Raw genomic sequence first — 23,153 nt, 5'->3', positions numbered from 1 at the left:
TGTCTGACCGTCCGCAAGGGACGGCAGGTGGATTTGCCAGTCTCAATCGCAAAGAACCGCCGGCGCGGGAAACCCGCTGTCCGGCGAGATCAATGACGACTGATTAAACGCCGAACAGCAGGATGAAGCTGATCAGCAGGCCGAACAGGCCGGTTGCTTCTGCAAGCGCGAAGCCGATGAAAAGGTTGGTGCGCTGGCTGTCAGCTGCTGCCGGGTTGCGAAGCGCACCCTGCAGATAGCTGCCGAAGATGTTACCGATACCGACACCGGCACCGGCCATTGCAACAGCGGCGATACCTGCGCCGATCAGTTTTGCTGCTTCAGGTTCCATTTTAGAAAACTCCCGTTTGAGTGATGTAGTTTAAAGGTTGAGAAAGAAAACTCAGTGGCTTGGGTGCAGTGCATCGTTGATGTACATGCACGAAAGGATGGCGAAGACGAAGGCTTGCAGGAAGGCAATAAGAACTTCAAGCCCGGTGAAACCGACCATCACAGCCAGTGGAATAATGCCTGCCCATCCCAGAGCCACCACGAATGTGGCAAACACTTTAAGCATGGTATGACCCGCCATCATGTTGGCGAACAGACGCACCGACAGACTGACCGGACGTGACAGGTATGAAATGATTTCGATCGGCACCAGCAATGGCAGCATGACCGGTGGTGTACCTGATGGCGCAAACAGTTTCAGGTAGCCAAGACCGTGCTTGTAGAAGCCGTAAACGGTTGCGCCGACCCAGACCAGTGCGGCCAGGGCAAAGGTCACGATGATGTGGCTGGTGACGGTAAACGGATGCAGCAGCACCGGAAGCGCGAACAGGCCGAGCATGTTGGCGCCAAGGATGAAGCAAAACAGAGTCAGAATGAACGGAAAGAATTTGCGTCCCTCGTCGCCCATCGTGTCGCGCACCATGTTGGAGATGAATTCATAGATCATCTCGCCGACCGATTGCAGCCGGCTCGGCACAATCCGCTTGCTGCCCAGCAGCAGCAGGGCCGACACCGCAACGACCGTCAGCACCATCCACAGGCTGGAGTTGGTGAATGACGCATCAATGCCCCCGAATTTGATCGGAATGATGCGAGAAATCTCGAACTGGTGCATCGGGTCGAGCGCCAGCCCGCCTTCGCTGCCCTGTGAGGTATTACTGGCCACGAATCCAGCCCCTTTATCAATCTGCTGACCCGATCAATGCTTCCGGTCCCAAACGCCGGGCAATTGCATCAATCGTCGTCGTCCTCGATTACCGACGGCAGTTTGGACTTTGGAACAGGCCCGTCACCACCAGTGGATTGCGTGATCCTATAGACGTTCATGACGCCGGCAGCAACACCCAGAAAGAAGAACACGATGAGAAACCACGGCTTGCTGTCCAGCCATTTGTCGAGACCCCACCCGATTGCAACCCCGACGGCCACGGCTGCAACCAGCTCCGTGGTAATCCGGAAGGCAAATCCAAGCGCGTTGGACTGCCGTTGCCTGGGCCTGTTGCGCGCATCAACAGAGACTTGCGCTTTTTTCAGACGGTCTCCAAGTTTCTCAAGTCGCTCGGGCGATGATTTGTTGTTATCGCCGCCCATGCACCCGCTCCTGAAGGTATTGAGGCAGTTTCAGGACCACAAAACCCCTAAAACCGGGCCGGATAATAGGTTTGGGCCTATCAGGTGTCAAGTTCGGTGTGTGGGGCATAAGCATATGATAATATTGTGTTTTTTTGTGACGACATGGTGTGCGGCAATTCGCCTTTGGCAGGTGTTGCCATGAAACCAGTGTAGCGGTTCAAACCCGCAATGTCAGGGTCAGCTGGCCTCGCGAAGGCTTTCCGCGGTTTCAAGGTCAACCGATACCAGCTGGCTGACACCGCGTTCCATCATGGTAACACCAAACAGCCGGTTCATGCGTGCCATTGTCAGGCTGTGATGGGTAATGATCAGGAACCGCGTATCGGTACGTTCCAGCATGGCGTCAAGCAGATTGCAGAAACGCTCGACATTATGGTCATCAAGCGGTGCATCGACTTCGTCGAGCACGCAGATCGGCGAAGGATTGGTCATGAACACGGCGAAAATCAGCGCCATTGCCGTCAACGCCTGCTCGCCGCCTGACAGCAGCGACAGAACCGTCGGCTTTTTGCCGGGCGGGTTGGCAACCAGTTCAAGGCCCGCCTCGAGCGGATCATCCGATTCGACCAGCTTCAGTTCCGCCTTGCCGCCGCCGAACAGGGTTTCGAACAGCGAGCTGAAATTGGCATTGACCCGGTCAAAGGCTTCCAGCAGCCGGGTGCGGCCTTCCCTGTTCAGGCTTGAAATACCGTGGCGCAGCTTGCCGATGGCCTGAACCAGGTCGTCGCGCTCGGTGATCATGGTTTCCACCTGGGTGGAGATTTCAGCCGCTTCGTCCTCGGCGCGCAGGTTAACCCCGCCGAGGCGTTCACGCTGGTCTTTCAGTGTCGACAGCTTGCGCTCGGTGTCCTCGCTCGACGGCATGTTTTCCAGGTCAAGCCCGGCCCGCTGGGAGACTTCCTCCGGCTCGCATTCAAGGGCTTCGGTGATGCGCTGGGTCGCCTCTTCCACACGGGCTTCCGCCGCTTCGGAACGGGCGCCGACACGGGCGTGTTCCTCACGGGTCTTGCCGTGCGCATCGCTTGCTTCACGTAAGGCCTGATCCCGGGTGCGCAGGTTGTTTTCGGCTTCCGCCAGCAGGTCGGCAGCGGTCTTGCGTTCGGTTTCAGCCTCGCTTGACGCATTCATCAGCTTGGTGCGCTTGGTTTCAAACTGTTCCGGCAGGTCGGCAAGCGACGCAAGGTCATTGCGCAACGATGTCGCCCGGCCTTCCAGTTCTTCGATCTGCCCGCTGGCCCGCTTGGCGCGATCCGTCCACTGGGTGCGCTCCTGGCCGATCGCTGCCAGACGCTCGGTGCGGGTCCTGGCTTCGCGCTCCAGCCCGTCATGGGTAGCTCGGGCTTCGGTGTAGGCAGCGCGCTGAGTGTCGACGCCACCGCGCAGCGTGCGCAATTCCTCTTCAGCGCCGTCAGTTGGAGCCAGGCCGGATTTTTCCGCCGTGACCTGTTCGAGCGATGTGCGTGATTCTGCAATCTGGCTTTCGATACGTTTGGCGGTTTCTTCCAGGACGGAGGCCTGTCGCAACTTCTCGCCGGTCACTTTCTCATGTTCTGACAAGGCTTTACGGGCCATCTCAACGGCAGCTGTCGCTTCGCGCCATGCCTGGCGGCCGGCACGCTCGGCCTGTTCTGATGTCTTGACGGTTTCACGCGCTTCTTCCAGCTGGGCCCTGACCGTTTCGGTTGCAGCCGACGCGGTGGCACTTTCTTCCTGCAGCACGCCAAGCCGGTTGCGTTCCGCCAGCCGCTTGGCGGCAGCGGTTGGCGCATCCGCAGCAGCGGTGTAACCGTCCCAGCGCCACAGGTCGCCTTCAACCGACACGAGCCGCTGGCCGGGGGCCAGGCTGGCCTGGAGTCTGGCGCCGTCCGTCTTGCCGACAACGGCGACAAGCTGCAGCCGGCGGGCCAGGGCGGTCGGCGCTTTGACTACATCAGACAAACGTTTCAGGCCTGCAGGCAGGGGCGGCACGTTGTCCAGTGACGGCAGCGCACGCCAGTGAACCGGAGCCGCTTCATCGGCAGGCGCATCGATATCGTCACCGAGCGCTGCGCCCAGCGCGGTCTCATAGCCGGCATCCACTTTCAGCGCGTCGATCAGGGGCGGCCACAGTTCGTCATCTGCCACGTGCAGCAACTTGGTGAGTGTGCGTACTTCCGTTGTCAGGCTTTCGGACTTGCGCCTTGCCTCGTCATAGGTCTGGTGGACTTCGGTCTGCGTGGTGCGGGCCGTCTGCAGTGTCTGTTCCGCGGTTGTGGCGGCTGTTTCACACGATGCCGCATGAGCGATTGCGGCGTCTATCGACCCGCTCAGGCTCGCAGTGGCGTCATCGCCGCCGGTTTCAGCGACAATCAAGGTGTGTTTTTCGCGGGTTCCGGCAAGGTCTGCTTCATCACGGGCGATGCGTGCTTCAAGTTCGCCAATCTGGCGTGCAATCGCATTGTGGCGCGCCACCAGTTCGGACAATCGTCCATTGGCTTCGTCTGCGCCTGCCTGCGCCTGGGCGAGTTTTTCCGCTTCTGCCTGCAGAGCCTTTGCGGCATCTGCCCTGGCATCACCGTCATTGGCAGCCGCACCTTCAAGGACTTCCTGTTCATCCGCCAGCCGCTTCATGACACCGTCGGTGTCGCCAAGCAGTTCCTTTTCGCGGGTCAGGTCCCGGTTGATCTGTTCTATACGGCCTTCGATTTCGGCGCGGCGTTCGAGTGATTGTTTTTCCTCGCGTTCAAGACCTTCCAGTTCCAGCGTAATCCGCTGCAGGACCGCCGCCCGCACCGCCTCATTCTCACGCAGTTTCGGCAGGGTTTCGGAGGCCTCATCGCGCATGCGGGTCATTTCGGATACCGCGCGCGTCTGTTCGCCAAGCACACGGGTCAATTGCGACAGGTTGTTGTTTTCAGCCTCGACCGCGGCCCGGGCGTCTTTCCAGGCCAGGTACAGGCCGGTTGCTTCCAGCCGCCTGATCTCTGATGACAGTTCCTTGTAGCGCACGGCCTGCCGGGCCTGGCGTTTCAGGCTCTGCAACTGGTTTTCAAGTTGCGCCAGCACGTCTTCCAGCCTTTCAAGGTTGGTTTCGGCGGCTTTCAGCTTGAGTTCGGCTTCATGGCGTCGGGTGTGCAGGCCGGTGATGCCGGCTGCTTCTTCCAGAATTCGGCGTCGTGCCTGCGGTTTCGATGAGATGATCTCGCCGATCTGGCCCTGCCGCACCAGTGCAGGCGAGCGTGAGCCTGTCGAGGCATCGGCGAACAGCAACTGCACATCGCGGGCCCGCACGTCCTTGCCGTTTATGCGGTAGGCGGAGCCTGCATCACGCTCGATGCGACGCGAGATTTCCAGTTGGTCAAACGCGTTGAACGAAGGCGGTGCGTCATGGTCTTCATTGTCAAGCGTCAGCATGACCTCGGCCATGTTGCGCGAGGGCCTGCTGGAGGTGCCTGAGAAAATCACGTCCTCCATGCCGGAGCCGCGCATGTTCTTGTATGAGCTTTCGCCCATCACCCAGCGCAATGCTTCTAGCAGGTTGGATTTGCCGCAGCCGTTCGGCCCGACAACGCCGGTCAGCCCGGGCCGGATTTCCAGCTCGGTTGGCTCAACAAATGATTTGAAGCCCGACAGCCGCAGCTTAGAGAACTTCATCGGCGACCTCACCCCTCACTAAAATGACCGGAACCGGCCTCACAAAATGCCCATGCCCCATGGGTAAAGAGTGATTCTTGGCCGGTTCAGCCTGATTCGTCTGCAAGGGGAAGTCTCAACCTGCCAGTTTTTCCCCGGTAAAATCCGGGTATCAACCGGGCGTCAGGAAGAAGCTGCCGCCTCGATTGCCTTGCGGAATCCCGCAATGTCGCGGTTTCCTTCCAGCTTTTTGCCGTTCACATAGAAGGTTGGTGTCGCCTTGACATCAAACTTCTCCGCACCATCCTTGCGAATGGCAAGAATGCCTTTTGCCAGATCTTCGTTTTTCAGGCAGGCGTCAAAATCCGCCTCGCTGAGGCCCGCAAGCTTGGCCATTTTCAGCAATTCAGTCCGCGCATTCTGGCCGGCCCAGGTTCTTTGCTGCTCATAGATCAGGTCAAGCATGCCGAAATACTTGTCGTCCGGCACGCAGCGCGCAACCATGAAGCCTGCAAGGGCCAGGTCATCAAGCGGAAATTCGCGGGAAATGAACTTGATCTTGCCGGTATCGATGAATTCCGACTTGAGCTCCTTGAATGTGCCGTTATGGAAAGCGGCACAGTGCGGGCACGTGGCCGAGGCATATTCAACGACAATCACGCTGGCATCATCCGGGCCCAGTGTCTTGTCCCCGATAGCCGGTGCTGAGTGCAGGTCAGCCGGCGAAAAGCTCTGTGCAAACGCCCCGGCGGAAAACGCACCTGTGGCGGTTGCTGCTATGGCTGAAAGCGCCAGGGACTGGCTGAATGTGCGTCGATTTAGTTTCATAATGACTTCTACCTACTAGATGTTGGGGTTTGTGGCGAGCCGGAAATCCGGCTGTGGAGAACTTTCTTGATTTGGGTTTTCAATTTACCGGGCCTGTTTGGCCCTGGCTGCGGCATTTGCCAGAGCCGCGTTGCCCAGCCGGGTAAGCGCTGCCTTGAGATCGGTGTCTTCTACAGCGCCGGTTTTCTGCTGAACGTTTTCGATGACGGCCGGTGTCGGCTCGGCAACTTCTGTGACAGGGGACCTGCCGCGATTGGCCCGCGTACCTTGCACGATTTTTATCTTTTCGACCGCGTAATAGCCGAAAAATCCATTGATCCGGTCAATAATCGCTGATGTCTCGTAACTCAGCGCCAGCCCGGCTCCGTGATCTGCGCGCACCGTAAGGGTCGCGCCTTCTGTCTGGCGCTGCGCCTTGTCGCGCCCCTTTGGCCACACCATGCGTTCCGGCGAACACCGTTCGGCCACGTTGTCACCGACAATGGCGGTCCATTGCGCCACCAGGTCGCCATGGGCAAACCCGTACTGCTCAAAGGCAGGGCGCGTAATGTGCCGGAAATGATGATCAAGGCTTTTCATATCTTACATTTTGATCTTGCGTCCATGAACCTGTCCTGAATGATACGCCAAGAAAGGTCATAAGATTTCACATGTCCGTTATGTTGCAAGAAGTTAATGATGACAACATGGCCAGCCGAATTGAGCAGCTGCCACAGCGTTTGCTTGACTGGTACGACGCCCATGCCCGCGCGCTGCCCTGGCGGGCGAAACCGGGCGAAACGGCTGACCCCTACAAGGTCTGGATGTCGGAAATCATGCTGCAACAGACAACTGTTGCCACAGTCGGCAAATACTTCATTTCCTTCACCACGCGCTGGCCGACCGTAACGGACCTGGCGCTGGCCGAGCTTGATGATGTGCTGCGCGAATGGGCCGGCCTTGGCTACTATGCCCGCGCGCGCAACCTGCATGCTTGTGCCAAGGCCGTTGTAGCAGACCACGGCGGCTGGTTTCCCGACACCGAACAGGACCTGCTCGAGCTGCCGGGCGTCGGACCGTATACTGCCGCCGCTGTCGCAGCGATTGCCTTTGACCGCTCCGCTGCCGCCGTTGACGGCAATGTGGAACGGGTGATGTCGCGGCTGCATGCAATCGAGACCCCGCTGCCCGCTGCAAAGCCAGAGATCAAGGCGCATACGCTGAAACTGGTGCCTGCGGGCCGACCGGGCGACTTTGCCCAGGCGCTGATGGATCTGGGCGCAACCATCTGCACGCCCAAAAACCCCAATTGCCTGATCTGTCCGTGGATGACTGCATGCCGCGCCCGTGAACTGGGCATCGCGGAAACCCTGCCGGTCAAGGCGCCGAAGAAACAGCGCCCTGTTCGCAATGCGTGCATCTTCTGGGCCGAACGTGCGGATGGGGCGGTGCTGATGCGCCGGCGAGAGGAAAAGGGCCTGCTCGGCGGCATGCTGGAATTTCCGTCTTCCGGCTGGGCCACGGGCAAGGGCAATTCCGACCTCGCCCCGCCTTATGTATCGGGATGGGTGACGACGCAAAAGCAGGTCGAGCACACATTTACCCATTTCCATCTGGTGCTGGACCTGCATGAGACCGACGAGGTCTTCGATGACCTGCCGGCCCATGACGGAGACTGGCGCTGGGTGGGTGCCCACGAACTGGCAACAGAAGCCCTGCCCACGGCCATGAAGAAGGTGGCTGTGGCCATGTTGGGGGCGGATGTTTTCAGGAGGGGTTAGGTGTCGTGCAGCCTCGGCTCATCCCGGCGGCGCGCAGCCTCAGTTCACTGTCACCATTTGAACGTCTTGCCGATAAAATCGAACAGAGCCTGATTGAACGGCTTGTAGTAACCGTTCAGATAATCATACACGGCGGCATCAACAGGCTCCCGGTTGAATCCGACTTGTTGCGGCGATAAATCGCTGATCTCGACGTCCGGATCAACATCAAGAAACAGGCATATCTCCTTTAGCGTTTTGACGGGGTCTTCAAAGAAATTTTCACTGTTGATTATCATTATGTTATCAGCCGGGAACAACTTGTAGTATCGTTCGAGCTGCATTTTGTATGCTCCCTTGAGTTTGTATATTTCCCTGTCATTTTTTATGGTGTTGAAGATTTCGCCCTGCTTCCTGCCTTTCTTCAGGTCGTGAAAATAATGCGATATCGCCCGTTCAGTCGGATTTCTGAGCAGTGCAATCAGTTTGATATCTGGAAGCAGGCTTGCCATTCGTTCCGCGGCTCTTGGATAAAACAGATAGTCCGGAGATGCTTCGAAAATCAGAGAGTTTTCAGGGATGTCTTGTGCCAGGGGAAAGTGAATTCTGTACCATTTTTCACCTCTTGAAAAATGCTCGTCATGGGAAAAATATCTGACTTCCTTATAGTCGGAGCTGAAAAGCTGAGGGTGCTGATTGAGGTACTTGAACAGGCTGGAAGTACCGCATTTCATACCGCCGATGATAATGAAATCGGGAAGGGCCCGTTCCTGCCACTGTTTCTCCCGCCGCTTGCTCAGTAGACCGATGTAGGACTGGACCAGCTTGTTTTCAAATTTCTTAACGGACGGAAACCGGGTCAGTACATGCATGTAGGACATGGTTATGACCCGTTCGATCCGGCCTCGGTACTTGCCCATATTCGTCATTGCATGATGCCCGGATTCGAGCAGTCCCCAGTTAAGCGATCAAGATTGACCGTAGTGCATGGCGGGGGCTTGATCCATAGGGATCATGCTCTCCGGTAGCGGTGATTTTTGGTCAAGGCAGCTGTGTCGCCGTTGTTGGACATCAGGTCTCGCTGACGTTTGCCTCGGACCTGGGACATGTCAGTTCAGGTCGCGTCATTGCATAATCGGTGACAGGTCCTCTAGTCCTGATCCAGCAAGCGTTCGACCGTCACTACATCGCGCCATTCGCCATCAAGCCTGGCGTGGCGGACATGGGTTCCAACAACCCGGAAACCCAGTGATTTGCACAGTTCCAGGCTGGCCGTGTTTTCCGGAAAAATCCGCGATGTGATCTTCCAGCATCCCGCTTTGGCAGCAACGTCGAACAGGGCGATGAGCAGCATGCGCGCAATGCCGCGCCGTTTTGCCTCGCGGTGCACATAGATGGAAAATTCCCGGATGCCTGCATAGCATTCCCTCGTGCCGTAGGCGCTGGTCGAGGCGAAGCCAAGAACCCGGCCGCCTTCGTCCGCAACGAGCACAGGATAGGCATCGTCGCCGAACCAGTGGGCGATATCATCCGGCGTGCGCGTCTGCGTCTCGAAAGTGGCGACGCGATCCTCGATACCCTGATTATAGACAATACAGATGCCGGGCGCGTCGTCGGGAACTGCTGCGCGCACCGTGATGCCCATGGCTCAGGCCGATTTCATCTCGGCCCGCACTTTCTGGCGCAGCACGTCGATCGGCATCATCTTGCCGGACTTGCGGAAATGCCAGAATGTCCAGCCATTGCAGGCTTCTGCTCCCATGACATGCGCGCCCATCTTGTGGATGGACCCGGTGGCGTCCTTGCACACCAGTGAGCCGTCGGCCCGGATGCGGGCTGCATTGCGCTGTGCCGGATCAAACAGCGTGTCGCCCGGATTGAGCAGGCCGCGTTCAACAAGCGATCCGAACGGAATGCGCGGTTGACCCTTTTTGCCGGTGGACACTTTCAGCACTTCATCGTCGCCGGTTTCGATGGCTGCCACGCGCTGCTGGGCAACTGCGATGTAGGCTTCGTCGCGCTCAATGCCGATGAAATGACGGCCGAGCCGCTTGGCGACCGCGCCGGTCGTGCCGGTGCCGAAGAACGGATCGAGGATGACATCGCCGGGCTTTGTCGACGCCAGGATGACCCGGTGCAGCAGGCTTTCCGGTTTCTGCGTCGGGTGTGCCTTGCGCCCGTCGCTGCCCTTGATGCGCTCACTGCCGTTGCAGATGGGCAGCAGCCAGTCGGAGCGCATCTGCAGGTCGTCATTGAATGACTTCAGCGCTTCATAGTTGAACGTGTAGGTTTTCTGGTCTTCCGACCTCGACGCCCAGATCATGGTCTCGTGTGCATTGGTGAACCGGGTGCCGCGAAAGTTCGGCATCGGGTTGGTCTTGCGCCACACAATATCGTTGAGGATCCAGAAACCCAGGTCCTGCATCACCGTGCCGACACGAAAGATGTTGTGGTAGGAACCGATAATCCAGATGGTGCCGGTGGGCTTGAGGATGCGGCGGCACTGCGCCATCCATTCGCGCGAAAACTCGTCATAGGCTGCAAACGAGGAGAACTTGTCCCAGGCGTCGTCGACGCCGTCCACCTTGCTTTGATCCGGACGGGTAAGACCGCCGCCGAGCTGCAGGTTGTAGGGCGGGTCGGCAAAGACCACATCCACACTTTCAGATGGAATTTTCCGAAGCTCCTCGAGGCAGTCGCCCGCCAGAATCGAGTTCAGAAGCGGCGCAATGTCCGGCTTTGTGGCAATACCCATTTGTACGCATAACCTGTTTTGACGCATCACTGACAAACGGGCGTTTTTACGCATGCCCGCCACCCGGAGGCAGACGTCTTTTGCGTCTTGCCTTCATGGCTTGAGGCACATGTTGAATCACCCGGACTCCGAGGTGAATCAAATTCTTAATGAATGGTTAACGCGCTGCTGTGGCGAGCACCTTGCGTACCGGTGCAAACGAGTTGCGATGGTGTGGTGTAGCCCCGTGAGCTTTCAGCATTTCAAGGTGAAATGCCGTGCCATAGCCCTTGTGGCGGGCAAAGCCGTATTCGGGCAGTTGCCGGTCAAGCGTCGCCATGATCCGGTCGCGCGTGACCTTGGCGACAATCGATGCCGCCGCGATGGACATGGACTTTGCATCGCCTTTGACGATTGCGTCGGCGCGGCAGTCGAGTTTCGGGCACCGGTTACCGTCGATCAGTGCCAGGTCGGGTTGCTGCTCGAGGTCACCGATTGCTTCGCTCATGGCCCACATGGTTGCCCACAAGATGTTCATCTCGTCGATGCGGGCAACATCGGCCACGCCGACCCCGATATCCGCCGTTGCCAGGATTTCCGCAAACAGGGCATCGCGGGCCGGTTCGGAAAGCTTTTTGCTGTCGTTCAGGCCGTCGGGAACATGACCGGGATTGAGGATGACCGCAGCCGCCACCACCGGACCGGCAAGCGGGCCACGGCCGGCTTCATCCACGCCGGCGACATGACGCGCGCCGCCGTCAAGCGCAGCACGTTCAAGAATGAAGTCAGGTTGTATTGCTGATCGAATCGCCATTGCCGTGATCATAGCGAATGCGGCCGCAGATGCGATAGCTGTTTGCCCCGGCCAGGCCGCCAGCCGGCATTCTGACGATGCAGCGTTGCCAGGTTCTCGCATTTCATGGTCTGCTGGTTCCTGCAGGAACTCACAGTGGGCGGGAACCGTAACCGATGACAGACACTCGACAGGCACTGGCTGGAGCAACCGTTTCCAGTTGCGGTTTTCCAGGTCCGCCGGACTGGAAGTCCCTGACCCGCACCATGTCGCGGGTACTCGGCACGATCCCGCCGACGGGCCTGCTGCTGCTGGCAATTATTTCAGTGCAACTCGGCTCCGTGCTGGCAATTCATCTGTTCTCGACACTGGGGCCAAGCGGCACCGTGTTTCTGAGAGTGGCGTTCGGCGCGCTTCTGGTGGCGGTCGCAGCCCCGCCGGTGTTCGACGCGACATTGCGCAGGAATGCCGGGCTCATTGTGCTGTTTGGCTGCGTCATTGCCATCCAGAACCTGTGCTTCTTCCATGCAATTGCCCGCATTCCCCTGGGTACCGCAGTAACGATCGAGTTTATGGGACCGCTCGCGGTGGCGGTTTTCAGTTCCAGGCGGCCGGTTGACTTTCTGTGGATTGCGCTTGCCGGGCTTGGTCTTGCCTTGCTCACACCGGACATAGGCAGCGGGCTGGACCCGTGGGGCGTTCTGTTTGCGGCCATCACCGGGTGTGCCTGGGCCGCCTTCATTCTTCTGAGTGTCCGGGTCGGACGTATTTTCCCGGGCGGCAGCGGTCTGTCGCCGGCAATGATTGTAGCAGCCCTGATGCTGACACCTTTGGCCGTTGTCAACGCTGACATTCTTCAGGTCGCACCTACTGTGCTGCTGCTTGTGCTGGGCGTCGCGGTTCTGTCAACGACCATACCAACGGTTCTGGAGTTTGAAGCCCTGAAAACCATGCCGCTGCGCAGGCATGGCATCATCCTGGCGATTGAACCCGTTGTGGCCATGATAGTTGGCGCCATGCTGCTCAGCGAAGCCATCGAGGCGCGCGGTCTGCTTGCTGCTGCCGCGGTCATGTCCGCTGCCATCGGTGCCACGTTTACCGGCAGGAAGCGATCCTGACCCGGCCGCGTTCATGCAACCAGCACGCCAAGCAGAACCGACAGTGTCACAACCGACAACACCGTCGAAATCACCACGACAGCGTTGGCGCGGGCAACGAAGATTCCGTATTGCTGGGCCAGCACGAAAACCGGCACGCCACTGGGCAAAGCCGCCTGTAAGACCGCGACCGCAGGCAGTATGCCGTCCAGCTCAAATACGTGATAGGCCAGCCACCAGGTGATGAGCGGATGGATGGCCAGCTTCATCATGACCAGCCAGCCGATCTCCCGGCCATCGCCTTTGACGGAACATCCGACCATGAACAGCCCTGCCGAAAACAGGGCACACGGGGTGAATGCGCCACCCAGAAGGTCACAGAACATCCCGACGGGTTTGGGAAGTTCAAAGCCCGAAGCCGATACCAGCAGGCCCGCCGCGGTTGCCATGAATACAGGCGTGCGTGCTACATTGATAAGCGGTGCCAGGCTGAAGGCCCGGCCCTTGTCAGCATTGCCGATTTCGACAAGAATGATCGCAAGCGGCAGGAACACGGCTCCGGTGATCACTGCACCGATGATGCCGGGAACCAGTGCTTCATTGCCGTATGCGATCAGCAGGATTGGCAACCCGATATACCCGGTGCTGGAGTACATCGCGGTCAGCCCGTGCAGGCCAAGTTGCGCCAGGCCGCCGGGAAACACCACCCGGGCTACCGCCATGGAGATGAGGAATGTCGCCAGCATGCCGCCGCCCAGGGTGCCCAGGAACGGCCAGTTGAAGAACTGGTCCACCGTGACCCGGGACAGGGAAACGAAGACCAGGGCAGGCAGCGAAACCACGAACACAAAGCGGTTCAGGACAGCACTGCTGGTGTCTCCGAACAGGCCGGAACGGCCGGCGAAATACCCGGCCAGCAGAATGCCGAACAGCGGCAGTACGATGTTGATGGTTGTACTGCCCACTTAATGGCCTTTTCTTCGCAGCGTGAAAGGTTGTCAGACCAGCAATACGATGAATACGGTCATGTTGGCTAGGCTTGAGGCGACGCGTGGGTCATGCCGTGGAAAACGCCTGCCGGATTGCCGATTTCATCGCCCGCATGGGCGCATCATCGCCACCGCCCCGGGTGCCAAGGACAAGCTTTGATGTCGGCATGCCGGCAAAGCCGTGCTCTTGTCCCAGGCATGTCAGGTTGCCGGTCAGCGATGATTGTCCCAAAAGCCCGATTGCGACGCCCGCCTCGATGGCAGCGGAGACGCCTGTGACACTCTGGCTGGAATAGACAATCCGGAACCGGCGTCCTGAGCCGTGCAGCGCTGCAAGTGCCGCATCCCGCCACCAGCACTCACGGTCAAACAGCGCAACCGGCAGCGGGTCGCGCTGCAGCAGGTCATGGTGTCGCGACATCATCCAGAAGGTCTGTTCCTCCCGCAGTATCTCGTGCTCACTGCCGGGTTGCTCGACTTCGTAGACGGCAATATCAAGATCGCCGGACGCAAGGGCGCCGGGAAATCCGGCGCTCAGTGCGCATGACACTTCGAGTTCGACCTGGGGATGGGACTGGGCAAACTCGCTGATGATCTGGGACAACATCTGCTGGTTTTGGTCGTCCGGTATGCCGAGGCGCAGTTTACCGCGCAGGCCGTCCGATGTCAGTTCGCGCATGGCGGACGACAGGGTGCGGGTGACGTCGTGCGCGATGGGCAGCAGCCTCTCACCGGTGGCCGTCAGGGCGACACCGCGCCCGTGCCGGTCAAAAACCGGTTGGCCGAGCAATTCCTCCAGCTTCCTGATCTGCAGGCTGGCTGCCGACTGCGACCTGAAAATGCGGGCAGCGCCTTCCGTCATGCTGCCGGTCTCGGCCACCGCCAGGAAGGTGCGCAACAGTTCACTGTTCAATTGATCCATCGGAAATTCTCATAGCTGAGTTTTGTATTACCCGTTTTACATATGGCCCATTCAAGCGCATTTTCCAAGCAGTCCTTGAAAGACGGAGCACAGTTCATGTCTGACCACAGTCAAACGGCCAAACGTCCCACCTCACTGAAGTTTCTGCTGGGTCTGGCGGCGGTGTGTGGCCTGGCTTTCGCTCTGTTATGGCCGCAAACCCTGCTGGAAATGGCTGGATTTGTAGTCTGGGGCCTTGTGGTGGTGGCGCCGATCGTCATTCCCGGCATTCTACTTGCGGCCTGGATCATGGCCAGCGGCGCGGGCAGTCATATCGCAGGGGTTTTTGAAGGGCGCATACTCTATTCCATTGTTGCGGCATCGGCGATCGGCGCGATTACGCCTGTTTGCGGCGTGACCGTATTGCCGCTGATGGCCGGATTGCTGGCCGCCGGGGTGCCGCTGGCCCCGGTCATGGCATTCTGGTTGTCGTCGCCGGTGACCGACCCGGCCATGCTGGCAACGACCGCGGCGACCCTGGGTGTCGGGTTTGCGGTCGGCAAGACCGTGGCTGCCTTTGGTCTCGGATTGTGGGGCGGTGCCATCACCTCGGTCTTTGCCCGGCGCGACTGGGCGATGGTCTCCTTGCGCAGCAACCGGATCGTCGGGAAACTGTCGCAGCGCAATTGCGGCGCTGCCCTGCCGTTTGATGCCCGCATCTGGAAAGACCGGCAGCGCAAGGATATTTTTCGTGAAAACTTCGCCGCGACGACCAGGCTGATCCTGATTTGCCTCATCCCGGCGTTTGCAGCCGAATATGCCCTGAACGCGGTTTTGCAGCCGGATGCGCTGTCCGCCTATGTCGGCAGTGACGTATGGTGGGCGATACCGTTTGCGGTATTTGTCGGCGCGCCTGCTTATCTGGACGGCTATGCCGCCCTGCCGCTGACGCGCGGGCTCATGGATCACGGCATGTCACCGGGCGCTGCCATGGCCTTTCTGGTTTCCGGCGGCGTGGTCAGCATCTGGGGGGCAATGGCCATCTTCCCGGTGCTCAGGCTCAAGCCGTTTGTTCTCTATCTCGTGCTGGCGCTGTCCGGATCCCTGGCTGCCGGATATGCCTTCGACTGGGTGGTCTAGAGCCTTTTACACCTGAATATAGGCATTTGACCGGTTTTCTGCGTTTGCTGGCAAGGCACGGCTCCCGCCTTGGTCTGGTGACCACAAGGGAGGCGTAACGCTGTCCAGTGAGCGCAGAAAACCGGCCTTCGGTGAACCAAATCAGTCCATCTGCGTTGTTGCAAACCTTGCCCGATGCTCCGCATCGCGCTTCGTTTTGCGCCTAGCCGAATGAACTGATTTGATGCCATCAAACGCATATATTCAGGTGTAATAGGCTCTAGAGCAGCGACAGCTGTTCTCCCGGCTGAATGGGCCGTTCAAACAGGTCGGCGCGCAGTTTCAGTTTCACCTTGTTCAGGCCCAGTCGCTTGCAGGCCAGTTCAAACCGCCGCCCGATCTGCCAGGCATAGGGTCCGCGACCGGTCATGCGCGCGCCGAATTCGGGATCATTGTCGCGGCCGCCGCGAATGTCGCGCACAAGGTTCATCACGTGTTTTGCCCGGTCGGGAAATTCACGCTCCAGCCACTCGCAAAACAGGTCTTTCAACTCATGCGGCAGGCGCAGCAGCACATAGCCTGCCTCGCTCGCACCCGCGGCCTGTGCCGCGCCGAGAAGTTTCTCGATTGCCATGTCGTTGATCGCCGGAATGACGGGCGCCGTCATGACGACAGTGGGAATACCCGCAGCCGACAGAAGCTCAAGTGCCTGCAGCCTTCTGCCCGGTGTAGAGGCGCGTGGTTCCATCTGGCGCGAGAGCTTGTGGTCCAGCGTGGTGATCGACACGGCAACCTTGACCAGGCCTTTCTCGGCCATGGGTTTCAGAATATCGATGTCGCGGGTCACCAGCGCGGACTTTGTGACAATGCCGACCGGGTGATTGCACTCGTTCAGCATTTTCAGGATTTCGCGGGTCAGACGGTACTGCCGCTCAACCGGCTGGTAAGGGTCGGTATTCGCACCCAGGGCAATGGTCGCCGGCTCATAGCCCTTTGCGCCCAGTTCCTTGTGCAGCAACTCGACCGCATTGGTCTTGGCAAACAGCCGGCTCTCGAAGTCGAGCCCGGCAGACAGGCCCATATAGGCGTGACTGGGCCGAGCATAACAGTAAGAACAGCCATGCTCGCAACCGCGATAGGGGTTGATAGAACGGTCAAACGAGATATCCGGCGAAATGTTGCGGGCAATGATGGAGCGCGCAGCCTCTTCCGTTACATGGGTTTTCAGGACCGGCAGGTCTTCATCTTCACGGTACCAGCCATCATCGATGCCTGATCGCTTGAAGGCTTCAAAGCGTCCGCTTGAATTACTGCCGACACCACGTCCGCGCGCCTTGACCTGCGGTATTGCAGGCGCTGTTGCGGGCGCGCTGGACAGGTCAAGCCGGGAGGGATTGGGGTATACGTTCATGATTGGGGAATGCTATATCAGAAAATAGAACATAACAAGAACAAAAAACATGAAAATCACATGTTCCAACTCAATCATGCGGACGTTATTGTCCGGCCATCATGCTGTCGGTCATCATTCCAACCCGCAACGCCAATGCCAGTCTGCCGCGCACGCTTGCCTGTCTGGCCGCAGGCAGGGATGAGGCGGGTATCGCTGAAATCATCGTCGCTGACGGCGGGTCCGTGACGGCGCCTGATGTCAGCGAGTTCGACGCTGTGTTGTTGCGGGGACAATCGGGGCGAGGGGTTCAGATGGCGCACGGTGCGACAGCGGCAACGGGCGACTGGTTGCTGTTCCTGCATGCAGACACTGTGCTCGGCAAGGGTTGGGCCCGGGCGGTTCGCGCTCACATGGCAGGAAGCCGCAAGGCCGCAGTGTTTCGCTTTGAAATGGATGATGCGAGTATCAAGGCAAGAATTCTCGAAAAGCTTGTTGTCCTGCGCTGCCGGGTGTTTGCCATGCCGTATGGCGACCAGGGCCTGCTGGTGTCACGCAGCCTTTATGAAGAGGCCGGCGGCTTTCGCCCGCTGCCCCTGATGGAGGATGTCGACCTGGTCAGCCGCATCGGCAGGTCGCGTCTGGCCTATCTGGACGTTCCCGCCATCACCAGTGCTGAACGCTATGTCCGCGATGGGTATGCCGCACGCATCATCCGCAATCTGACCTGCCTTGCCATGTGGTCGGTCGGCGTGTCGCCCGAGCGCATCAGGCGATTTTACAAATGAGCCCGCGGCCCCAACACCTGCTGGTCATGGCCAAGCAGCCTCGCATCGGCCGGGTCAAGACGAGGCTCGGCGCGGGTATTGGCGCCATGGAGGCAACCCGGGCCTATCGCGTCATGCTGGCGGAAACCCTCAACACGCTGGCACGTGACCCGCGCTGGCAGACCTGGATCGCCGTATCGGGCGTGCATGAACTCAATGCCCGTGTCTGGCCGCAAGATGTCCATCTGGTCGACCAGGGAACCGGCGATCTCGGCGACCGCATGCAGCGCATGTTCAATACGCTGCCCACCGGTCCGGTGGTGATCATCGGCAGCGACATTCCCAACATTGAACGCGCTGACATCGCAAATGCCTTTCATCAGCTCGGGCGTCATGATGCGGTATTCGGGCCCGCGCCGGACGGCGGTTACTGGCTCGTCGGCCAGTCCCGCAGGCGCACGGTGCTGCAGATGTTCGACAATGTGCGCTGGTCAAGCGAGCACGCACTGGCAGACACCATGACAAATCTCGAAGGTGGCTCGGTAAAGCTGTTGCGACAGCTCGCAGACGTCGATGACGCTGCAAGCTATCGCAACTGGTTGCGTGGCCGATAAAAACCGGACGTTAAACGTCGAGCTGGTAGCTCACCGGTACGTAGTGATAGCCGCCGTCAGCGGTTTTATCGATGTATCCCACTGCCGGGAACGGCATGTGGTAACTGGTGAACGGCACCCGGTCGGCAGCCAGCATGTCCAGCATCTTCTTGCGCGTGGCAACAGCTGCGTCCTTGTCCATGTCGAATTTCACATGCCAGTCGGGCTTTGCGATCGACAGTGCCGGTTGGTTGGCGAAGTCACCGGCCACGATGATGCGCTTGCCGGCGCTTTCGATGGAATATGCCGTATGGCCGGGCGTATGACCATTGGTCGCCATGGCGCGAATGCCTGCTGCGACGTCATCGCCGTCTTTCACGAATGTCATCTTCTCAGCCAGCGGGGTGACATTGCTGGCGGTCAGCTTGGCGACGCGTCCCGTGCCGCCGGACATGCGGTCCGGCGCTGACCAGAAATCATGTTCGGTAGCACTTGCCACATAGGTTGCATTGGCGAAGGTCGGCTTGCCGCCCATCATCAGCCCGCCGATATGGTCCGGGTGGTAGTGGGTGATAACCACCTTGTCGACCTGGTCAGCCGTATAGCCTGCAGCTTGCAACGTGGAGTGGATCAGCTGGCCGGCAGCCGGCATACGGGCCTCGCCATTACCGGTGTCGAACAGCACCAGCTCGCTGCCGGTATTGATGATCACCGGTGTAAAGCCGATCTGCAGCTTGTCGGTGGGCAGGAAGTTGGCTTTTGCCTGGGCTTCAAAATCTTCCTTTGACGCGTTGGTGCCGAAAATGCCTTGCGGATTTTCCAGGTTGATGGCGCCGTCATTGATGGTGGTGACGTCAAACTCGCCAAGCTTGAAACGGCGGTGGGTCGGATGGTCCACCTTGGCCATCGGCGCCTTTGCGGCTGCCGGAGATACCGCGAGCGAACCTGCAAATGGTGCAGCGGCAGTGGCAACCGCTGCCCCTGCAAGAACGTTTCGCCGGGAAATATTGGAATTGGTCATCGGTCTTACCCCTGTTTTGTTGAGGATTTAGGAAGGCATACTCTGTGGGAGCATGCATGCACCGTATAACGATGATATGGCGGGACAGATCACATTCAGTTGAGTTGAATTCACATAATGGCGCTGCTTGTTAGTGGTCGAACTGCTTTCTTCGCTTCGCTCAGGCCGTTCTCCGACCCAGAACGACCGTCGTGATGAACCTCTTCCGAAGCGCGGTATGTGCCGAGGCAGGGCCGACGGGCCGACGCACGAAGTGCACCCTAGCGGAGTGCAGCCGCGGGCTGCTTGCGTGAGCGGAATAAGACAAGCAGCAACTGCCGAGCAATGTTGTTCACTCTTTCACCCCTTGCTGCGCTGCAGATGCTCGTCCAGCCGCGGCATGATTTCCACGAAATTGCACGGCATGTGCCGGTAATCCAGTTGCTTGGACAAGATCTCGTTCCAGCCGTCCCTGCACGCCCCCGGTGATCCGGGCAGGCAGAACACGTATTTGCCCGCCGCAATGCCGGCCATGGTGCGCGACTGCACTGTCGATGTGCCGATCTTGCCGAATGACATCATGTGAAACACCGTGGCAAAGCCGTCGGCTTCCTTGTCGAGCAGCGGCCGGACCGCCTCGATGGTGACGTCGCGGCCCGTCAGTCCGGTGCCGCCGGTGGTGATAATCGCATCGGTATCGCTGCGCTTGAACCATTTCCGCAAAGTCGTGCGGATGGCGCGGATGTCGTCCTTGCAGATTGCCCGTGCGGACAGGTCATGGCCTGCATCGGCCAACAGCTGAGACAGTGTGTTGCCGGATTTATCGTCGTCCAGGGTACGTGTGTCGGATATTGTCAGAACTGCAATCCGAACCGGGATGAACGGCCTGGTTTTGTCAATTTTCGACATGGACGTGCCACCAATCGTGAAAATTCATCGAAATCTCCTGCATCCTTAAGATGCTAGTTTCACACATTATTCTGATGTTCAAAGTTACAAATTCTACATGGCCAGCAGCTTTGCCTTTACCGCAAGCAGGTCGCGCCATGCAAACCTTTTGGCTTCCGGAGACCGCAGCAGATAAGACGGATGCAGCGTCGGCATGACATCTACCTCGCCATTGCCGGTGGCAATGGTTTTCCAGGTTCCCCTCATGCGGGTAATGCCGGTCGGTGCTTCCAGCAGGGCCTGGGCCGGAGTGGCACCTGCGGCAATGACGATGCGCGGTTTCGCCAGCTCGATTGCGCGCCTGACGAACGGCAGGCACATGGTCACTTCCGATGTCGACGGTTTACGGTTTCCCGGCGGCCTCCAGAACACGATATTGCTGACAAACGCCGATTTTGCCGGATCATCGCTGGTCCGGTCGAGATCTATGCAGGCCAGCATCTTGTCCAGCAACTGTCCAGACTTGCCGACGAACGGGCGGCCCTGTTCGTCCTCGTCGCGTCCCGGTGCCTCGCCTATGATCATCACATGTGCACCCGGCAAACCGTCGGCAAAGCAAAGCTGCGTCGCCGTGCGTTTCAACGGGCAGGCGTCAAACTCATCCAGTGTGCGGGCCAGTTCGTCGAGGCTGTTGCAGGACTGGGCAAGTTGCTCGACTTCGTCCATCGCCATGGATGGCGCGGCTGCCGGTTGCCGCGGAACCGGCCGCGGTGCCTGGCTGGCAGGAGCAGCGGGCCTGTTGAGCGGCGCGCGCGTTCCGCCACCGGAATCAACCTCTGTCCGGGCAGGGGCAGACGCTCTGCGCGCCGCCAGTTCGGCAGACCGGGCAAACCCGTCCACGCAAACATCACCGATCGCCTCGTCGACGCCCATATGGGCATACCATTGCAGGGCGGCCGCGGCTGCGGCACGTGCAGATGGTATTTGTGTGCTTTCAGCGTCCTCAACCACGTTGCAAATGTCCTTTCAGGAACAGATTGCGTCTTTCAACAAGTTCACTATAACACCGGAAACGGACTAGAGCGACATGGGTTCAACTGAACCCATAAAGTTGCTCTAGCACTTTAGAAACGATCAGTTTTATGGTTTTTGATTGAAGCAATCAAAAACCATACTGATCTAGTGGCCTTTGAATTCGGGAGTTATCAGGCACATGAATGAGGCAGCAGCAGTGGAACGCGAATCCATGGAGTTTGATGTCGTGATTGTCGGCGCGGGCCCTGCAGGTCTGTCGGCCGCCATTCGCCTCAAGCAGTTGGCGGAAAAGGCCGGAACAGAGATTTCGGTCTGCGTGCTGGAAAAAGGCTCCGAGGTCGGCGCACACATCCTGTCCGGGGCGGTGATCGATCCGGTTGCCCTGAATGAACTGATCCCTGACTGGAAGGAAAAGGGCGCTCCGCTGAAGACAGAGGTCAAGGAAGACCGCTTCTACATGCTTGGCCATTCAGGGGCCCTGCGCCTGCCGAACTTCATGATGCCGCCGCTGATGAACAATCATGGCAATTATGCCGTGTCGCTGGGCAATGTGTGCCGCTGGCTTGCCGAACAGGCAGAAGGCCTTGGTGTCGAGATCTACCCGGGCTTTGCCTGTTCCGATCTGGTTTACCGCGACGACGGCTCGGTCAAGGGTGTCGTTGCCGGTGTCTTCGGCCTCGGCAAGGACGGCAAGCCCGGCCCGGACTACGAACCCGGCATGGAACTGCATGGCAAATATGTCATGATCGGTGAGGGTGTGCGTGGATCGCTGGCCAAGGTGCTGATCGACAAGTTCAACCTGTCGGAAGGCAAGAGCCCGCAGAAATTCGGCCTTGGCATGAAAGAACTGTGGGAAATCAAGCCGGAAAACCACAAGCCCGGCCAGGTCACCCACACAATGGGCTGGCCGCTTGACACCAAGACCGGTGGTGGTTCGTTCATGTACCACCTGGAAGACAATCTGGTTTCGATCGGTTTCGTGGTGCATCTCAACTACAAGAACCCGCACCTGTTCCCTTACATGGAGTTTCAGCGCTTCAAGCATCACCCGATGATTGCCGATGTGCTGGCAGGTGGCCGCCGTGTTGCCTATGGCGCGCGCGCCATTACCGAAGGCGGTTACCAGTCGGTGCCGAAATTGGCGTTTCCGGGCGGTTGCCTCATCGGATGTTCTGCCGGGATGGTGAATGTGCCCCGCATCAAGGGCTCCCATAACGCCATGCTGTCCGGCATGCTGGCTGCCGATGCGGCTGCCGCTGCCATCGCGGCCGGCCGCGAAGGCGACGAACTGACCGGGTACCAGGCGGCCTGGGACAAGTCTCCCATTGCCGAAGACCTCAAGAAAGTGCGCAATGTCAAGCCGCTGTGGTCGAAACTCGGCCTGCTCGGCGGGCTTGCCGTTGGCGGGTTGGACATGTGGACCAATCAGCTGTTCGGGTTCTCGTTCCTGGGCACCATGAAACATGAAAAGAACGATGCGGATTCAACCGGCAAGGCGGCCGATTACCCTGAGATCGAGTATCCCAGGCCCGACGGTGTGCTGTCATTCGACAGGTTGACCAATGTGGCCTACTCGGCGACCAATCATGATGAGAACCAGGCGGCACACCTGCACCTTAAGGATGCATCGATACCGGTGAGCCGCAACCTGCCCGATTATGCAGAACCGGCGCAGCGCTACTGTCCTGCAGGCGTGTACGAAATCGTCAAGGATGAAGGCGGCAGCGACAAGTTCCAGATCAATTTCCAGAACTGCGTGCACTGCAAGACCTGCGACATCAAGGACCCGGCACAGAATATCAACTGGACAGTGCCGCAAGGTGGTGAAGGACCGAATTACCCCAACATGTAGCCAGACTCAGGCGTCGGGTCGACACTGGAAACTCAGTGTATACGAACACCTGAAACTTCTCTAACACTCTGGAATAAAACAGGTTTACGGTTTTTTGCCGCACCTGCCGAAAGGTAATGTGTTCCGCCGGGATTGATCGCCGTCAAGGACGCTTGTCCAGCCATGGATTAATGTTTTCGGCATGATGTTTGCA

The 23,153-nt window shown here is 58.9% G+C and carries 22 protein-coding genes; 6 read left to right on the top strand and 16 right to left on the bottom strand.

Annotation, left to right across the window (positions count from 1 at the left end; genetic code table 11):
- Nucleotides 1-103: 103 nt before the first annotated feature.
- From DHN55_RS01565 to DHN55_RS01540, 6 genes are all read right to left on the bottom strand, one after another.
- Nucleotides 104-331: a F0F1 ATP synthase subunit C gene (locus tag DHN55_RS01565; RefSeq protein ID WP_108879653.1), complete on the bottom strand. Its 228-nt coding sequence runs from the start codon at nucleotides 329-331 to the stop codon at nucleotides 104-106.
- A 51-nt stretch (nucleotides 332-382) separates the two neighbouring features.
- Nucleotides 383-1,105 carry a F0F1 ATP synthase subunit A gene (locus DHN55_RS01560; protein WP_108881644.1) on the bottom strand — a complete coding sequence of 241 codons (723 nt, stop codon included), beginning with the start codon at nucleotides 1,103-1,105 and terminating at the stop codon, nucleotides 383-385.
- Nucleotides 1,106-1,224: 119 nt separating this feature from the next.
- Complete coding sequence (locus DHN55_RS01555; protein ID WP_108879652.1) at nucleotides 1,225-1,581, bottom strand: AtpZ/AtpI family protein; 357 nt, start codon at nucleotides 1,579-1,581, stop codon at nucleotides 1,225-1,227.
- Nucleotides 1,582-1,800: 219 nt separating this feature from the next.
- Complete coding sequence (gene smc, locus DHN55_RS01550; RefSeq protein WP_108879651.1) at nucleotides 1,801-5,256, bottom strand: chromosome segregation protein SMC; 3,456 nt, start codon at nucleotides 5,254-5,256, stop codon at nucleotides 1,801-1,803.
- Between the two features lie 162 nt (nucleotides 5,257-5,418).
- Nucleotides 5,419-6,063 (bottom strand): thioredoxin domain-containing protein, encoded by a 645-nt coding sequence (locus tag DHN55_RS01545; protein WP_108879650.1) that lies wholly within the window; start codon nucleotides 6,061-6,063, stop codon nucleotides 5,419-5,421.
- Between the two features lie 84 nt (nucleotides 6,064-6,147).
- Nucleotides 6,148-6,642 carry a DciA family protein gene (locus DHN55_RS01540; protein ID WP_108879649.1) on the bottom strand — a complete coding sequence of 165 codons (495 nt, stop codon included), beginning with the start codon at nucleotides 6,640-6,642 and terminating at the stop codon, nucleotides 6,148-6,150.
- A gap of 107 nt (nucleotides 6,643-6,749) precedes the next feature.
- Between DHN55_RS01540 and mutY the strand changes: the two genes are divergently transcribed.
- A complete protein-coding gene (gene mutY, locus DHN55_RS01535) occupies nucleotides 6,750-7,823 on the top strand; it encodes an A/G-specific adenine glycosylase (RefSeq protein ID WP_108881643.1) in 1,074 nt (357 codons plus the stop codon).
- Nucleotides 7,824-7,873: 50 nt separating this feature from the next.
- Here the strand turns inward: mutY and DHN55_RS01530 are convergent, their stop codons facing one another.
- The 4 genes from DHN55_RS01530 to DHN55_RS01515 all read right to left on the bottom strand — a co-directional run bounded on the left by DHN55_RS01530 (nucleotide 7,874) and on the right by DHN55_RS01515 (nucleotide 11,350).
- Nucleotides 7,874-8,674 (bottom strand): sulfotransferase family protein, encoded by an 801-nt coding sequence (locus DHN55_RS01530; protein ID WP_337659790.1) that lies wholly within the window; start codon nucleotides 8,672-8,674, stop codon nucleotides 7,874-7,876.
- Nucleotides 8,675-8,952: 278 nt separating this feature from the next.
- Nucleotides 8,953-9,447, bottom strand: coding sequence for an arsinothricin resistance N-acetyltransferase ArsN1 family A (locus DHN55_RS01525; RefSeq protein ID WP_108879647.1), 495 nt, complete (start codon nucleotides 9,445-9,447; stop codon nucleotides 8,953-8,955).
- 3 nt (nucleotides 9,448-9,450) lie between these two features.
- Entirely contained in the window at nucleotides 9,451-10,557 is a 1,107-nt protein-coding gene (locus DHN55_RS01520; protein ID WP_108879646.1) for a DNA methyltransferase, read from the bottom strand.
- Between the two features lie 157 nt (nucleotides 10,558-10,714).
- Nucleotides 10,715-11,350 (bottom strand): ribonuclease HII, encoded by a 636-nt coding sequence (locus tag DHN55_RS01515; protein WP_108881642.1) that lies wholly within the window; start codon nucleotides 11,348-11,350, stop codon nucleotides 10,715-10,717.
- 155 nt (nucleotides 11,351-11,505) lie between these two features.
- On the opposite strand from DHN55_RS01515, the gene DHN55_RS01510 reads away from it, so the two are divergent.
- Nucleotides 11,506-12,447 carry an EamA family transporter gene (locus DHN55_RS01510; RefSeq protein ID WP_108879645.1) on the top strand — a complete coding sequence of 314 codons (942 nt, stop codon included), beginning with the start codon at nucleotides 11,506-11,508 and terminating at the stop codon, nucleotides 12,445-12,447.
- A gap of 11 nt (nucleotides 12,448-12,458) precedes the next feature.
- Here DHN55_RS01510 and DHN55_RS01505 read toward each other — a convergent pair whose 3' ends face one another.
- Both DHN55_RS01505 and DHN55_RS01500 read right to left on the bottom strand, forming a co-directional pair.
- Entirely contained in the window at nucleotides 12,459-13,391 is a 933-nt protein-coding gene (locus DHN55_RS01505) for an AEC family transporter (protein ID WP_108879644.1), read from the bottom strand.
- A gap of 91 nt (nucleotides 13,392-13,482) precedes the next feature.
- Entirely contained in the window at nucleotides 13,483-14,337 is an 855-nt protein-coding gene (locus DHN55_RS01500; protein WP_108879643.1) for a LysR substrate-binding domain-containing protein, read from the bottom strand.
- Nucleotides 14,338-14,433: 96 nt separating this feature from the next.
- Between DHN55_RS01500 and DHN55_RS01495 the strand changes: the two genes are divergently transcribed.
- Nucleotides 14,434-15,456, top strand: a complete 1,023-nt coding sequence (locus DHN55_RS01495; RefSeq protein WP_108879642.1) for a permease — start codon at nucleotides 14,434-14,436, stop codon at nucleotides 15,454-15,456.
- A gap of 259 nt (nucleotides 15,457-15,715) precedes the next feature.
- Here the strand turns inward: DHN55_RS01495 and DHN55_RS01490 are convergent, their stop codons facing one another.
- Entirely contained in the window at nucleotides 15,716-16,846 is a 1,131-nt protein-coding gene (locus DHN55_RS01490; protein WP_108879641.1) for a PA0069 family radical SAM protein, read from the bottom strand.
- 101 nt (nucleotides 16,847-16,947) lie between these two features.
- Here DHN55_RS01490 and DHN55_RS01485 point away from each other — a divergent pair, with 101 nt between their 5' ends.
- Both DHN55_RS01485 and DHN55_RS01480 read left to right on the top strand, forming a co-directional pair.
- Nucleotides 16,948-17,613 carry a TIGR04283 family arsenosugar biosynthesis glycosyltransferase gene (locus DHN55_RS01485; protein WP_337659789.1) on the top strand — a complete coding sequence of 222 codons (666 nt, stop codon included), beginning with the start codon at nucleotides 16,948-16,950 and terminating at the stop codon, nucleotides 17,611-17,613.
- Nucleotides 17,610-18,206 (top strand): TIGR04282 family arsenosugar biosynthesis glycosyltransferase, encoded by a 597-nt coding sequence (locus tag DHN55_RS01480; RefSeq protein WP_108879639.1) that lies wholly within the window; start codon nucleotides 17,610-17,612, stop codon nucleotides 18,204-18,206. Before DHN55_RS01485 ends, DHN55_RS01480 begins: the two co-directional genes overlap by 4 nt.
- A gap of 10 nt (nucleotides 18,207-18,216) precedes the next feature.
- On the opposite strand, the gene DHN55_RS01475 is transcribed toward DHN55_RS01480, so the two are convergent.
- From DHN55_RS01475 to DHN55_RS01465, 3 genes are all read right to left on the bottom strand, one after another.
- Nucleotides 18,217-19,206, bottom strand: a complete 990-nt coding sequence (locus DHN55_RS01475; RefSeq protein ID WP_108879638.1) for an MBL fold metallo-hydrolase — start codon at nucleotides 19,204-19,206, stop codon at nucleotides 18,217-18,219.
- A gap of 339 nt (nucleotides 19,207-19,545) precedes the next feature.
- Nucleotides 19,546-20,094, bottom strand: coding sequence for a molybdenum cofactor biosynthesis protein B (moaB, locus tag DHN55_RS01470; protein ID WP_108879637.1), 549 nt, complete (start codon nucleotides 20,092-20,094; stop codon nucleotides 19,546-19,548).
- A 93-nt stretch (nucleotides 20,095-20,187) separates the two neighbouring features.
- Entirely contained in the window at nucleotides 20,188-21,084 is an 897-nt protein-coding gene (locus tag DHN55_RS01465) for a uracil-DNA glycosylase (RefSeq protein WP_337659788.1), read from the bottom strand.
- A 202-nt stretch (nucleotides 21,085-21,286) separates the two neighbouring features.
- Between DHN55_RS01465 and DHN55_RS01460 the strand changes: the two genes are divergently transcribed.
- Nucleotides 21,287-22,960, top strand: coding sequence for a 4Fe-4S dicluster domain-containing protein (locus DHN55_RS01460; protein ID WP_108879636.1), 1,674 nt, complete (start codon nucleotides 21,287-21,289; stop codon nucleotides 22,958-22,960).
- Nucleotides 22,961-23,153 lie beyond the last annotated feature (193 nt).

The organism is Anderseniella sp. Alg231-50, from assembly GCF_900149695.1.
Classification (GTDB): Bacteria; Pseudomonadota; Alphaproteobacteria; order Rhizobiales; family Aestuariivirgaceae; genus Anderseniella.
Note: the sequence above shows the minus strand (reverse complement) of the source record. Positions and strands in the feature narration are given on the sequence as shown.

Excerpts from the sequence above, each read along its gene's own strand:
- DHN55_RS01565 (WP_108879653.1), bottom strand. The coding sequence starts at position 331 with ATGGAACCTGAAGCAGCAAAACTGATCGGCGCAGGTATCGCCGCTGTT.
- DHN55_RS01560 (WP_108881644.1), bottom strand. The coding sequence starts at position 1,105 with ATGCACCAGTTCGAGATTTCTCGCATCATTCCGATCAAATTCGGGGGC.
- DHN55_RS01555 (WP_108879652.1), bottom strand. The coding sequence starts at position 1,581 with ATGGGCGGCGATAACAACAAATCATCGCCCGAGCGACTTGAGAAACTT.
- smc (WP_108879651.1), bottom strand. The coding sequence starts at position 5,256 with ATGAAGTTCTCTAAGCTGCGGCTGTCGGGCTTCAAATCATTTGTTGAG.
- DHN55_RS01545 (WP_108879650.1), bottom strand. The coding sequence starts at position 6,063 with ATGAAACTAAATCGACGCACATTCAGCCAGTCCCTGGCGCTTTCAGCC.
- DHN55_RS01540 (WP_108879649.1), bottom strand. The coding sequence starts at position 6,642 with ATGAAAAGCCTTGATCATCATTTCCGGCACATTACGCGCCCTGCCTTT.
- mutY (WP_108881643.1), top strand. The coding sequence starts at position 6,750 with ATGGCCAGCCGAATTGAGCAGCTGCCACAGCGTTTGCTTGACTGGTAC.
- DHN55_RS01530 (WP_337659790.1), bottom strand. The coding sequence starts at position 8,674 with ATGCATGTACTGACCCGGTTTCCGTCCGTTAAGAAATTTGAAAACAAG.
- DHN55_RS01525 (WP_108879647.1), bottom strand. The coding sequence starts at position 9,447 with ATGGGCATCACGGTGCGCGCAGCAGTTCCCGACGACGCGCCCGGCATC.
- DHN55_RS01520 (WP_108879646.1), bottom strand. The coding sequence starts at position 10,557 with ATGGGTATTGCCACAAAGCCGGACATTGCGCCGCTTCTGAACTCGATT.
- DHN55_RS01515 (WP_108881642.1), bottom strand. The coding sequence starts at position 11,350 with ATGGCGATTCGATCAGCAATACAACCTGACTTCATTCTTGAACGTGCT.
- DHN55_RS01510 (WP_108879645.1), top strand. The coding sequence starts at position 11,506 with ATGACAGACACTCGACAGGCACTGGCTGGAGCAACCGTTTCCAGTTGC.
- DHN55_RS01500 (WP_108879643.1), bottom strand. The coding sequence starts at position 14,337 with ATGGATCAATTGAACAGTGAACTGTTGCGCACCTTCCTGGCGGTGGCC.
- DHN55_RS01495 (WP_108879642.1), top strand. The coding sequence starts at position 14,434 with ATGTCTGACCACAGTCAAACGGCCAAACGTCCCACCTCACTGAAGTTT.
- DHN55_RS01490 (WP_108879641.1), bottom strand. The coding sequence starts at position 16,846 with ATGAACGTATACCCCAATCCCTCCCGGCTTGACCTGTCCAGCGCGCCC.
- DHN55_RS01485 (WP_337659789.1), top strand. The coding sequence starts at position 16,948 with ATGCTGTCGGTCATCATTCCAACCCGCAACGCCAATGCCAGTCTGCCG.
- DHN55_RS01480 (WP_108879639.1), top strand. The coding sequence starts at position 17,610 with ATGAGCCCGCGGCCCCAACACCTGCTGGTCATGGCCAAGCAGCCTCGC.
- DHN55_RS01475 (WP_108879638.1), bottom strand. The coding sequence starts at position 19,206 with ATGACCAATTCCAATATTTCCCGGCGAAACGTTCTTGCAGGGGCAGCG.
- moaB (WP_108879637.1), bottom strand. The coding sequence starts at position 20,094 with ATGTCGAAAATTGACAAAACCAGGCCGTTCATCCCGGTTCGGATTGCA.
- DHN55_RS01460 (WP_108879636.1), top strand. The coding sequence starts at position 21,287 with ATGAATGAGGCAGCAGCAGTGGAACGCGAATCCATGGAGTTTGATGTC.